Below are 12954 nucleotides of genomic sequence, written 5' to 3'. Positions count from 1 at the left end.
CTGCTGCGCAGACAGCCCCTTCAAAGAGGGAGGTGGCATCGCGTCAGCGATGACGGAAGGAGCTTCTACCAACGTCACTGCGGCAATCGGCCGCGTGTATATAAAATGAGAGGGATGTTACTATGGAAAAGAAACCGTTTCTGACCGAGGCGATGGCACAGGAGATCATTCAGGATGTGCCCACGCCGTTCCATGTCTACGACGAGAAGGGCATCCGTGAAAATGCCCGCCGCATCAACAAGGCATTCAGCTGGAACAAAGGCTTCAAGGAGTATTTTGCTGTCAAGGCTCTGCCGAACCCTGTCATCCTGCAGATCCTCAAGGAGGAGGGCTGCGGCGTGGACTGCTCGTCCCTGACCGAGCTGATGCTCAGCGAGGTGTGCGGCTTCTCCGGCAGCGATATCATGTTCTCCTCCAACCAGACTCCCGTGGAAGATATGAAGAAGGCCTACGAGCTGGGTGCCTATATCAATCTGGACGACGCCACCATGGTGGAATTTCTGGAGCGTGTTGCCGGCGTGCCGGAGAACATCTTCTGCCGCTATAACCCGGGCGGCACCTTCAGTCTGGGCGAGAGCGAAGAGGGCTTTCAGGTCATGGACAAGCCCGGCGATGCCAAGTATGGTATGACCGAGGAGCAGATGATCGAAAGCTACAAGAAGCTGGCTGCAAAGGGCGCCAAGAACTTCGGCATCCACGCTTTCCTGGCCTCCAACACCATTTCCGATGAATACTATCCGGAGCTGGCAGGCATCCTGTTCCAGCTGGCAGTCCGGGTGCAGAAGGCCACCGGCGTGCACATCGGCTACATCAACCTGTCCGGCGGTGTGGGTATCCCGTACCGTCCGGAGCAGACCGAAAATGACATCATGGCCATCGGTGAGGGCGTGCGCAGAAAGTTTGAGGAGATCTTGGTGCCTGCCGGCATGGGTGATGTGGCGATCTTTACCGAGATGGGCCGCTTTACCACCGGCCCCTACGGTGCTCTGGTGGCAACGGCCATCCACGAAAAGCATATCTATAAGGAGTACATCGGGCTGGACGCCTGCGCTGCCAACCTGATGCGTCCCGCCATGTATGGCGCATACCATCACATCACTGTGCTGGGCAAGGAAAACGAGCCCTGCGACCACATGTATGATGTGGTGGGCGGTCTGTGCGAGAACAACGACAAGTTTGCCATCGACCGTATGCTGCCCAAGATTGATATTGGCGATATCGTCTATATCCATGATACCGGTGCACACGGTTCTGCCATGGGCTACAACTACAACGGCAAGCTGCGCAGCGCAGAGGTGCTGCTGTGCGAGGACGGCACCCACCGTCTGATCCGCCGTGCCGAGACGCCGCGTGATTATTTTGCAACGCTGGACTTCCTGCCCCTGATGAAGCCGCTGTTTGAGGATTGACCCTCTCAGCTTCGCTGCGCTCAGCAGCTCCCCCGAAGGGTGGAGCTTTTCCTCTGCTGACCGAAAGGTTATCCTCCCAACGATGGGAATACTTTCCCGTTAGTGCATAAGAGCTCGTCCTTCGGGAGAGCAGGCAAAGCCGACAGGCTTTGCCTGAGAGGGTTATAAATTCAATACAACGAGGTACAACAGATGTTTTTTGGTTTTCAGCTCACCCTTGGCCTGATGATGGTATTCTACGGCTATTCGGTCATGAAAAATCCCCGTGTCTGGGGCGATCAGGGCCGCCGTGCCGTCAAAGCGGAGCACTTTGAGGAATACTGCCGCCAGAATGGCCTGTTCTTCCTGAAGGCAGGCTGTGTGGTGGCGGTGATCGGTGCACTGGATGCGCTCATCACGCTGGATGCCCTGCTGTACGCTCTGCTGTACCTCTTCGGTCTGGCCTTCGCGTTCTATCCGCTGGTCAAATGGTGCCGCGAGAATGAGGGCTTCAGCTGGCCATGGCCCCATGTCCAGAGCGAGAAAAAGCGCATCAAAGAGCTGCGCCGTGAACAGGAATCGCAGGAAAAGGCGGAGCAGGACTCCGACAAAAAGTAAAGAACAAAGAGAAAAACGGCTGCTGTACGGTAAAGTACAGCAGCCGTTTTTTACAATTCATCAATGCTTTTTTGAAGCGTTTGATAAAACTGCCCCAGGTGATATCCATCGATGAACCGGTGGCTCACCTCAAGGCTCATGCCCAGCATTTCGCGGCCGTTTTCCGGGACATACTTGCCCCATGTGATGCGGGGGATGGCGTCGTCTTTGTCAAAATCCCGCTCGTTGGTGCAGCTGGTCAGATCAAACCACGGCGTGGTGGAAATGTAGATCAGCGCGTCCGTCTCGCAGTCCTGATCCAGAAAGCTCTTCTGTGCAGCACTCTTAGCTTTTGCGGCGCAGCAGAACTCGTCCAGCGTGCCGGCCTTGGGCAGTGTGACGATGTGGAACTGCTCACTGCCGGGCTTCAGGTCGGTCAGGCTGGGGATGCGCTTATCCAGAAGCCAGACCTCGCCGTCCCGGATGGTATAGCGGAAATTCACCACGCTGTTCACGGCATCGGTCACGAGATAGCCGAGGGCATAATAAAAGGAAATGCCGCGGGCTTTGGTGTAGGCATGGAGATTCGTCACGTCCACCCGGAAGGTGACACTGTAAAATGGCTGTGACACTCCGGAAAAGAACCGGAACAGCTCTGCCCGCGGCCACGTGTTCATGTCGATTTTATGCATGGCTGTTTTCTCCATCTGCCTTGCTCCTGTCCAGTGCATCAAACTGCTTCACGATCTGCGGGTCCTTCAGCTTGACGACCTTACCGGAGAGGTAATGCAGGCTGTTCTCTTCAGGAATGTCCAGAAAGCTGACGCGCACGGCGCACAGGGCCTGCGTTTTGGCGCCGGTGCGCTCGTTCATTTTGCGGTTGCCGTACTTGATGTCGCCCAGTACCGGGCGGCCAAGGTAGGCAAGGTGGGCGCGGATCTGGTGGGTGCGGCCGGTGATAAGGCCGATCCGGCACAGCGCAAAAGGCCCGGCGGTACGCAGTACGTCTACATCCGTAATGATCTGCTTGCGGCGCTCGTCCTGCGACTGGTGTGCGTGGATGCTCACCTTATTGTTCTTTTCGTCGTGCTCCCACCATGCGGTGAACCGTCCTGACTGCGGGATGCCCACCGTGATGGTGTAGTATTCCTTCTTGAGCAGATCGGTGCGGATGATCTCATTCATGTCCCGCAGGGCGGTATAGCTCTTGGCTGCGATCACAAGGCCCTCGGTGCCGCGGTCCAGCCGGTTGCAGATGCCGGGCTTGAAGCGGTTCTCGCCGTGGGGGTCGTATTCGCCTTTTTCGGCCAGATACTGGGTAAAAGCGTCCACAAGGTTTGCGTCGCCGGTGCGGTCACTATGGCACAGCAGGTGGGTGGGCTTGTACAGAACAGCAATGTTTTCGTCCTCGTAGATGACAGTCACCTTGGGCTGATTGGGCTGCTTTTTGGGGGCAGCCTTCTGCACCGGCTTTGCACCCTCCGTCGGGAAAAACTCGTCGTTGATGTACAATTCGATCAGATCCCCCGTCTGGATGCGGTACTCCGGCGCGGCCTTTTTTCCGTTCACCTTCACACGCTTGTTGCGGAAGCTCTTGTACAGCAGGCTGGTGGGAAAATCGCGGGTCACGCTCTGCACAAAGCGGGAAAGACGAACGCCGTCGTCGTTGGCGGTTGCGGTATACTGTTTCATAGATGGTTCCTCAAATCTCAAAAGATACCTTTATAGTAATACAGCCACGGCTGCAAGTCAACGCGGAAACGTCCCGGATCAAAACTATTTTTCCCCAAAGCCTTGAGTTCCCGATGCAAAATGGGTACTATTATAGGGAATGAACAAGAAGGAGAGTACCGGCAATGGCAGAACACAAACGGCATCAGGGGCATCGCCAGCGGATGCGCGAACGGGTGCAGAACTACGGGCTGGACAGTCTGGCCGAGCACGAAGCACTGGAATATGTGCTGTACCTCACCAATGCGCAGAAGGACACCAACGGCATCGCACATGACCTCATTGATCGTTTTGGTGATTTTGCGGCGGTACTGGAGGCCAGTGAGGAGGAGCTGTGCACCGTGGAGGGTGTGGGCCCTGCCACTGCCCGGATGCTGCATCTGCTGCCGCAGATCTGCCGTTATTACAGCCGCAGCCGAACCAGCACCACCCGCTGCATCAAGACTACCGAGCAGATGGGCAGCTACCTCATGGCAAAGTTTGCATGGTCAGACTACGAGCGCGCCATGCTGGTGAGTCTGGACAGCCGCAAACGGGTGCGGGCGGCGGTCTGGCTGCGGGAAGGCACCTCTGATCGGGTGAGTCTGGAGATCAAGAGCGTGGTGGCTGCGGCTATCAAGGGCGGCACCGACACGGTAGTGCTCTGCCACAATCACCCCAACGGTGCGGCACTGCCCTCCATGGAGGACATAGAAGCCACCGGCAGCATCGCTCAGGCACTGGGTCTGGTGAACATCTATTTGCTGGATCACTTCATCCTGACCGATACGGAATATTTCTCCATGCGGGATGCCAACCGTCTGCCGATCTATGATTTCAGGACCGGTACGTTGTTCTGGCCGTGAGCTTTATCGGAAACGGGAAGCGGCTTTCATCATGTGCCGGCCGAATTAACAGCTGTCAGGATGGTTTTCACAAAGAACTGTTTACATTATAAAACTGCTGTGCTATAATCAAAACATAAAATACAACTGATTGTGGTTCTTTGCGCAAGGGCCGGAGAGGAGAGGGAAGATGGCAGACGAAAAATTTGAACTGGTATCCTCTTACCAGCCCACCGGCGACCAGCCGCAGGCCATTGAAACACTGGTGGAGGGCGTGGAGCGCGGCGACCGCTGCCAGACCCTGCTGGGCGTTACTGGCAGCGGCAAGACCTTTACCATGGCAAATGTGATCGCAAAATGCAACCGCCCCACGCTGGTGCTGGCCCACAATAAAACACTGGCGGCGCAGTTGTGCACCGAGTTCCGCTCCTTTTTCCCCAACAATGCGGTGGAGTATTTCGTCAGCTACTACGATTACTACCAGCCGGAAGCCTATATCCCCAGCACCGACACCTATATTGAAAAGGACAGCGCCATCAATGACGAGATCGACCGTCTGCGCCACTCGGCCACGGCGGCACTTTCGGAGCGGCGGGACGTGATCATCGTAGCTTCGGTGTCCTGCATCTACTCGCTGGGCGACCCTATCGACTACCGCAGCATGGTCATCAGCCTGCGCCCCGGCATGCAGATGGAGCGCGATGCGCTGTGCCAGAAGCTTGTGACGCTGCAATATGAACGCAATGATGTGAATTTTGTGCGCAATAAGTTCCGCGTCCACGGCGATATCGTGGACATCTACCTTGCCTATATGAGTGAGCTTGCCATCCGGGTGGAGTTTTTTGGGGACGAGATCGACCGCATCACCGAGTTCAATCCGCTTACCGGTGCCAAGCAGAATGTGGTCAAGCATGTGGCCATCTTCCCGGCCAGCCACTACATCGTCAGCGCCGAGAAGAAGGCGGCAGCGCTGGAAAAGATTCGTGCCGAGTGTGACGCGCAGGTGAAGCAGTTCACCGCAGAGGGCAAGCTCATCGAAGCCCAGCGCATCGCTCAGCGCACCAATTACGACATTGAAATGCTCAACGAGGTGGGCATGTGCAAGGGTATCGAGAACTATTCGGCAGTGCTCTCCGGCCGAAAACCGGGCAGTATGCCCACCACACTGCTGGATTATTTCCCGGACGATTTTCTGCTGTTTGTGGATGAGAGCCATGTCACCCTGCCGCAGGTGCGCGCCATGTACGGCGGAGACTACGCCCGCAAAAAAACACTGGTGGAGTATGGCTTCCGACTGCCGTCGGCTTTTGATAACCGACCGCTCAAGTTTGAGGAAGTGGAATCCAAGCTTAACCAGATGATCTTTGTTTCGGCTACGCCTGGCGACTACGAGCGTCAGAACAGCACGCAGGTGGCGCAGCAGGTCATCCGGCCCACCGGCCTTCTGGACCCGCTGATCTCGGTGCGTCCGGTGGAAGGGCAGGTGGTGGATCTGCTGGGCGAGATCAACACCCGCATCCAGCGGCATGAGCGTGTTCTTGTGACCACCCTGACCAAGAAAATGGCCGAGGACCTGACCGATTACCTCACCGAGCAGGGAATCAAGGTCAAGTATATGCACCACGAAGTGGATACCTTCGAGCGGATGGAGATCATCAAGGATCTGCGGCTGGGCAGCATCGATGTTGTGGTGGGCATCAACCTGCTGCGCGAGGGTCTGGACCTGCCCGAGGTGAGCCTTGTGGCCATTCTGGACGCGGATAAAGAGGGCTTCCTGCGCAGTGAGACCAGCCTGATCCAGACCATTGGCCGCGCAGCCCGCAACGCCGAGGGCCTTGTGATCATGTATGCGGATGTCGTCACCGACAGCATGGACCGCGCTATCACCGAAACCGAACGCCGCCGCGCCATCCAGATGGCCTATAATCAGGAACACGGCATCGTGCCCAAAACCATCGTCAAGGCCATTGCAGACAGCATTGAGATCAGCGATAAAGCGGAGAACGCTAAGCTGAACACCCGCCGCATGGGCAGGATGGAGCGGGAAGCCGCCATCGAGCGCCTGACCCGTGAGATGAAGGAGGCGGCGAAGCTGCTGGAATTTGAGCATGCAGCCTTCCTGCGTGACCAGATCGATCGCCTGCGCCGCGGCGAGAACCCGACGGTAGACTCTGCCGCTGAGACGGAGCGCAAACAGAACCATTCACAGACACAACGAAAAGGGAGAAAATACCTTGGCAAACGATAAGATCGTCATCAGAGGTGCCCGCGAGCACAACCTGAAAAATGTAAATCTGACCCTTCCGCGGGAAAAGCTGATCGTCATGACCGGACTTTCCGGTTCGGGCAAATCGAGCCTTGCTTTTGACACCATCTACGCCGATGGTCAGCGCCGCTATGTGGAAAGCCTTTCCAGCTACGCACGCATGTTTCTGGGCCGAATGGATAAGCCCGATGTGGACGAAATCACCGGCCTCTCGCCGGCAATTTCCATCGACCAGAAGACCACCAGCCACAACCCCCGCTCTACCGTGGGCACTGTGACCGAAATCTACGATTATCTGCGTCTTTTGTACGCCCGCGTGGGCGTGCCCCACTGCCCGGTATGCGGGCGAGTGATCAGCCAGCAGACCGTGGACGAAATGGTGGATGCGGTGCTCAAACTGGAAGAAGGCACCAAATTTCAAGTGCTGGCACCGGTGGTGCGGCAGCGAAAGGGCACCCAGCAGAAAGAGCTGGATGCCGCCCGCCGCGGTGGTTATGCCCGCGTGAAAATTGACGGAAACATGTATGATCTGGACGAAGAGATCAAGCTGGAAAAAAACATCAAGCACACAGTGGAGATCGTGGTGGACCGTCTTGCCCTGCGCAAGGGCATCCGGGGCCGTCTGGCCGATTCTCTGGAGACTGCGCTGGCGCTTACCGGCGGCATCGCCGAGGTGGATGTGATCGGCGGCGAGTGCATGACCTTCAGTCAGAACTTTGCCTGCCCGGAGCATGGTATTTCCATCAGCGACCTGTCGCCGCGGCTCTTCTCCTTCAATAACCCGCTGGGAGCCTGCGAGAAATGCACCGGCCTTGGTACTTTTATGCGGGTGGACGAGGAGCGCATCCTGCCCAACCGGAATCTTTCCATCCGGGAGGGAGCCATCAAGGCCAGCGGCTGGTACTATGCTGAAGGGTCTGTGTCCGAAATGTATTATCTGGGCCTTGGGAAAAAGTACGGTTTCACGCTGGATACGCCCATCAAAGAGATGAGCACCGAGGCCGTCAATGCGTTGCTGTACGGCACCAATGGCGAAAAAATTGAGATGCACCGCACCAACGAGTTCGGCAGCGGAGTGTATTATAATACCTTCGAGGGCATCGTGGAGAATCTGGAGCGCCGCTTCCGCGAGACCAACAGCGAGTGGATGAAGGAGGAGATCGGCAGTTTCATGTCCGGCGTGGAGTGTCCGGACTGTCACGGCAAGCGTCTGAAACCGGTAGTTCTGGCCGTGACCATTGGGGATAAGAATATCAGTGATTTCTGCGAAATGTCCATCCGGGATGAGCTGGCCTTCATCAAAGAAAATGAGCCGCACCTGACCGAAAAACAGAAGCAGATCGGCGGGCAGATCATGAAGGAGATCCGGAATCGCCTGCAGTTTTTACAGAGCGTGGGTCTGGATTATCTCACGCTGGCCCGTTCCGCAGGCACCCTTTCCGGCGGCGAGAGCCAGCGCATCCGCCTGACCACCCAGATCGGCAGCGCACTTTCCGGTGTGCTCTATGTGCTGGACGAGCCCAGCATCGGTCTGCATCAGCGTGATAATGACAAGCTCATTGCTACGCTGAAAAATCTGCGGGACCTCGGCAATACGGTGATCGTGGTAGAGCACGATGAGGACACCATGCGCAGCGCGGATTATATCGTGGATGTAGGCCCGGGGGCCGGTGTTCATGGCGGCGAGATCGTGGCTGCGGGCTCTGTCAAAGATATCTGTAAGGCAAAGCGCAGCATCACTGGCGATTACCTCTCCGGCCGCAAGCGCATTGCCGTGCCGCAGACCCGCCGCACCGGCAACGGCAATTTCCTCACCGTGAAGGGCGCACGGGAAAACAACCTGCGCAACATCGACGTAAAATTCCCGCTGGGCGAGTTTATCTGCGTCACCGGTATTTCCGGCTCCGGTAAGTCCAGCCTGATCAACGAGATCCTGTACAAGACCCTTGCCTGCGAGCTGAACGGTGCTCGTTCCCGCGCGGGTAAGTGTGATGGGGTAGAAGGGCTGGAATTTGTGGATAAGGTCATCGGCATCGACCAGCAGCCGATCGGCCGTACGCCCCGCTCCAATCCTGCCACTTATACCGGTGTGTTCAATGATATCCGCACGGTGTTCTCCCAGACGCAGGATGCCAAAATGCGCGGCTACGGCCCGGGGCGTTTCAGCTTCAACGTCAAGGGCGGCCGCTGTGAAGCCTGCGAGGGCAACGGCATCCTACAGATCGAAATGCACTTTCTTCCGGATGTGTATGTGCCCTGCGAAGTGTGCAAAGGTGCACGCTACAACCGTGAAACGCTGGAAGTGAAGTATAAGGAAAAGACCATCTCCGATGTGCTGAACATGACGGTGGAGGAAGCAGTGGTCTTCTTTGCCAATCAGCCCAAGATTGCCCGCAAGCTGCAGACCCTGCTGGACGTGGGTCTTGGTTATGTAACACTGGGTCAGAGCGCCACCACTCTTTCCGGCGGCGAAGCCCAGCGCGTGAAGCTGGCAAATGAGCTGGCCCGCCGCAGCACCGGCAAGACCGTGTATATCCTCGACGAGCCTACTACCGGCCTGCACATCGCAGACGTGCACCGCCTGATCGAGGTGCTGCAAAAGCTGGTGGATGCGGGCAACACGGTCATTGTCATTGAGCACAATCTGGATCTGATCAAGTGCGCCGATCATATTATCGATCTTGGCCCCGAGGGCGGCAGTGCAGGCGGTGAAATCGTGGCCGAGGGCACGCCGGAACAGGTGGCAGAGGTGCCGGGCAGCTTTACCGGCCAGTATCTGAAACCACTTTTGGAAAAAGATAAGATCCTGCAAGAAAAAGAGCAAAATAAATAAAGCGCGTACTTTCGCAAAAATCAGACTTTTTGCAAAAAAAGCAAAGAAAATTGCAAAAATCAGTTGACAAAACTGTTGCATCTGAGTATAATATTTCATGTCGCCACGCTTCGGTAGGGAAGCGGCGGTCGATATCCGGGTGTAGCGCAGTTTTGGTAGCGCGCTTGAATGGGGTTCAAGAGGCCGTGAGTTCGATTCTCGCCACTCGGACCAAAAATCCAACGATTTCACGTTAGAAATCGTTGGATTTTTTTGTTTGTGGGCTGACCTCATTTGGTTTTGACCACAATTTTGACCACAATGCCAACGATTTTATCTGGTCTAATTAGTGCCGTTCCGTCCAATTTTCAGGCCGAAAACGCCTCATTGAACAACTGGATCGCACTCTGCCGAATGGATTCCTGAACATGGAGATAATGCTCAGTCATTTCGGTATCGGCATGGCCTACGATGCTCTGGATGGTCTGAATATCCACGCCCAACGCCTGCATCTGCGACACATAGGTGTGGCGGCAACTGTGCGGCGTGAGCAAGCGGACATCGCCCGCTTCTTCCAGAGATTTGCGGAATACATCCCGGAAATGGGTGGGATTGCAGGGCAAGCCGGTCTTGGGGCTTTCCCAGATGAACTGGTCGGTGGTATCCCGCAGCTTGATGGCGCACGGGCGAACATTCAGCGGCACCGGAATATCCCGGATACTGTCTTTGGATTTCGGACTGCCGATGCTGACTGTACCTTTTACGACCTTTACTGCCTGCCGGATGTGAATGACAGAGCCATCTTCTTCAATAAACTGCGGCTCCAAAGCCAGAAGTTCCTGCATTCTCATTCCAGTGCCGAGCAAAAGCCGGATGCTCAAGCCCATGCGGTCATCGGGGAGAACTTTCATTAAGTGGGCGACTTCCGCTGTGGTAAAGGCTTCCTTGCGCTTTGCGGTGCCGGTTGCCCGCATCTTTTCAGCAAGCCGGACCGGGTTACGGCGCACAAGGTCATTGGCTTCTGCCTTTTGGAAAATCTGGTAGAGCATTCCTCGTGCCTTGCTGATGTAAGAATCCGAGCGGCCATCGCGCCGCATCACTTTCAGGAAATTTTCAATGTCGATGGGGCGTATGACGGTCAAGGGGCGATGATAAAATCCCTCTTTGAGCATTTTCAGGCAGTATTTATAGCTTTCCTGTGTCGTGGGAGCGATATTATCCTTGTGACCCTCGAACCATGTATCTGCCCAATCCTCGAAGTACAGGATCGTGTCCAGCTGGACACCGCTGATAAGCGCATCCTGATACTCTTTCAGTTTGAGCTTGACCTCCTTCTGAGTCTTGCCATAGAAGGTCTTGAAGCGCGGCGAACCATCTTTCTGGTAGCCGTCCATCATACGTAATTCCCAGCGACCATCGCTGCGGTGGCGAAGCGTACCCTCGCCGTGTGAACGTTTGCTTGGCATATTGCCTCCTTCCTGATGTCAAGTCGTTTCGGGAATAGTATAGAAAAAGAAACCTCTTGAATCAAGGATGTCAAATCAGCCATTTACGCTGTCCGTGATCCACTGAAGAAAACGGTCTTTGGGTACGACCATCCGCTTACCGATGTGGAGCGTGGGAAAGCCGTCCGAACGGAGCAGGATGTAAGCGTTGGCGCGGGAGATGCCCAGCGCAGCAGCAACATGATCGGCTGTCAGGGTGATGGGAAGCTGCTCATACGAAGTGAACTGAGAGCGCATAGAATACCTCTTTTCTCTATATGTTGTGTTAAACGAATACAGGAACACTATATATTGCACTTTGATATGTAACAAGGGGCATCTGCGGTTTGCGGATGCCCCTTGTGTATATGGGAGACTAACTATTAAAAGTCAAGCCCCAAAATGAAAAAATCCGTCTGCCGACCGCTGCCCCTGACAAACAGCATTCAAATGCCATAATCAATGCAGCGAGGGCGACGGAGAGAATAGCAAAGCAAGCCCGGCCAACCCTCGCAGAAACAGAATAGCATTTGAATGCTTCGGTTTGTCAAGGGTTCGCTGCGCCAGCTAAGTTGTTCTTGGATTTGGCTCAGGCTCTGGAGAGAATCAGGCAGCTACAAGATATGCTTTGCCAGATTTCTGCAAGGCATAGATTAGCCGCACAAGTTTCTTCGTGGCATGGGATAAGGCAACATTGTAGTGCTTTCCTTCAGCACGTTTCTTGGCAAGATATTCAGCAAAGACGGGATTCCAGTGGCAGACGTACTTGGTTGCGTTGTAGAGGGCATATCGCAAATAACGAGAACCACGCTTCTCCATGTGAGCGTAACAGTTTGTAAGTTTTCCGGACTGGTATGTAGATGGAGAGCAGCCAGCGTAAGCAAGGATTTTGTCAGGAGATTCAAAGTTGGAAAAATCACCGATTTCAGCAAGAATCATGGCTGCTGACTGGATACCGACACCGGGAATAGAAAGAATCGGTGGATTCAGTTCATCCATGATTTTCTGAATAGAAACTTCAATTTCATCAATCTCGGAGGTGAGTTCCCGAATGAGTTTAATGGTATGCTTCAGTTCCAGAAATTTAGCAGGCATAACGGAACCAATGGAAGTTCTGGCAGCATCTCGAATCTGGATAGCCTTATCTTTGCCATAACGACCCTTGGATGCTGTCGCAAGAAGGTTTGTCAGCTTGGTGAGATGAATTTCTGAAATCTGTTTTGCACCGGGATATTCACTGAGGAGCGCATAAACCGAAGCAATATGGAGAGAGGGAACGAGCTTCTCCAGTTCTGGAAACAGAATCGTGACCAGTCTGGACACTGACTGCTTCAGCTTGGCTCTTTCACGAACCTTATCGAATCGGTATCTTGTTAGTGACTTTAACTCTTCGTTATGGTATGCTGTATCCGTGTAGGACTTGAGGTCTACATCGGACAATAGCATAGTTGCAATCGTTCTTGCATCCACACGATCGGTTTTGGTTTTGCGAAGGCTGAGACTTTTTCGGTACAGGTTGGTGTGCAAAGGATTCATGACATAGACGGCCAGGTCATTGTCAAGAAGAAATCCAAGAATGTTGTAGCTGTAATGTCCGGTAGCCTCAAGTCCTACTTTTATTTTGTCTGACTTTTTGGTACAGTCTCGAATCGTCTGAAGCAGCTGCTTGAAGCCATCCATGTTATTGGGGATGGTAATGCAGTCGGCACGAATCGTTCCGTCCGAGTCGAGAATACAGCAGTCGTGCTTATCCTTGGCAACGTCAATTCCAACACAAACCATTTTGATACCTCCGGCGTATTTATTTCGATGCTGTTCAGGACCACAGACTTCTTTGCTCTTGTAACCTCGT

The 12954-nt window shown here is 54.7% G+C and carries 10 protein-coding genes and 1 tRNA gene; 6 read left to right on the top strand and 5 right to left on the bottom strand.

Annotated features, from left to right (window positions below):
* Positions 1–122: 122 nt before the first annotated feature.
* Together ACNSPV_RS11345 and ACNSPV_RS11340 are read left to right on the top strand one after the other, a co-directional pair.
* A complete protein-coding gene (locus ACNSPV_RS11345; protein WP_348583362.1) occupies positions 123–1409 on the top strand; it encodes a diaminopimelate decarboxylase in 1287 nt (428 codons plus the stop codon).
* A gap of 192 nt (positions 1410–1601) precedes the next feature.
* Positions 1602–2006 (top strand): hypothetical protein, encoded by a 405-nt coding sequence (locus ACNSPV_RS11340; protein WP_097775441.1) that lies wholly within the window; start codon positions 1602–1604, stop codon positions 2004–2006.
* A 50-nt stretch (positions 2007–2056) separates the two neighbouring features.
* On the opposite strand, the gene ACNSPV_RS11335 is transcribed toward ACNSPV_RS11340, so the two are convergent.
* Entirely contained in the window at positions 2057–2692 is a 636-nt protein-coding gene (locus tag ACNSPV_RS11335) for a CatA-like O-acetyltransferase (protein ID WP_348583364.1), read from the bottom strand.
* Positions 2670–3677, bottom strand: a complete 1008-nt coding sequence (locus ACNSPV_RS11330; protein ID WP_348583365.1) for an RluA family pseudouridine synthase — start codon at positions 3675–3677, stop codon at positions 2670–2672. The genes ACNSPV_RS11335 and ACNSPV_RS11330 overlap by 23 nt, the downstream gene beginning before the upstream one ends.
* Before the next feature lie 164 nt (positions 3678–3841).
* Here ACNSPV_RS11330 and ACNSPV_RS11325 point away from each other — a divergent pair, with 164 nt between their 5' ends.
* From ACNSPV_RS11325 to ACNSPV_RS11310, 4 genes are all read left to right on the top strand, one after another.
* Positions 3842–4561: a JAB domain-containing protein gene (locus tag ACNSPV_RS11325; RefSeq protein ID WP_339395854.1), complete on the top strand. Its 720-nt coding sequence runs from the start codon at positions 3842–3844 to the stop codon at positions 4559–4561.
* 169 nt (positions 4562–4730) lie between these two features.
* Entirely contained in the window at positions 4731–6788 is a 2058-nt protein-coding gene (uvrB, locus tag ACNSPV_RS11320) for an excinuclease ABC subunit UvrB (protein ID WP_339395855.1), read from the top strand.
* The gene (gene uvrA / locus ACNSPV_RS11315; protein ID WP_348583367.1) at positions 6775–9639 is read left to right on the top strand and encodes an excinuclease ABC subunit UvrA; all 2865 of its coding nucleotides are present in this window, start codon (positions 6775–6777) and stop codon (positions 9637–9639) included. Before uvrB ends, uvrA begins: the two co-directional genes overlap by 14 nt.
* A gap of 135 nt (positions 9640–9774) precedes the next feature.
* Positions 9775–9852 (top strand) — tRNA-Pro (locus ACNSPV_RS11310).
* Positions 9853–9986: 134 nt separating this feature from the next.
* On the opposite strand, the gene ACNSPV_RS11305 is transcribed toward ACNSPV_RS11310, so the two are convergent.
* The 3 genes from ACNSPV_RS11305 to ACNSPV_RS11295 form a co-directional block, all read right to left on the bottom strand.
* Positions 9987–11084 carry a tyrosine-type recombinase/integrase gene (locus ACNSPV_RS11305; protein WP_242985239.1) on the bottom strand — a complete coding sequence of 366 codons (1098 nt, stop codon included), beginning with the start codon at positions 11082–11084 and terminating at the stop codon, positions 9987–9989.
* Between the two features lie 75 nt (positions 11085–11159).
* Positions 11160–11360 carry a helix-turn-helix domain-containing protein gene (locus ACNSPV_RS11300; RefSeq protein WP_005927005.1) on the bottom strand — a complete coding sequence of 67 codons (201 nt, stop codon included), beginning with the start codon at positions 11358–11360 and terminating at the stop codon, positions 11160–11162.
* A 348-nt stretch (positions 11361–11708) separates the two neighbouring features.
* Positions 11709–12884, bottom strand: a complete 1176-nt coding sequence (locus tag ACNSPV_RS11295) for an IS110 family transposase (protein ID WP_005936957.1) — start codon at positions 12882–12884, stop codon at positions 11709–11711.
* Between the last annotated feature and the right edge of the window lie 70 nt (positions 12885–12954).

The organism is Faecalibacterium sp. 3 (assembly GCF_048323735.1).
Classification (GTDB): Bacteria; Bacillota; Clostridia; order Oscillospirales; family Ruminococcaceae; genus Faecalibacterium; species Faecalibacterium wellingii.
The sequence above is the reverse complement of the archived record's forward strand: the minus strand, read 5'-3'. Positions and strand labels throughout refer to the sequence as shown.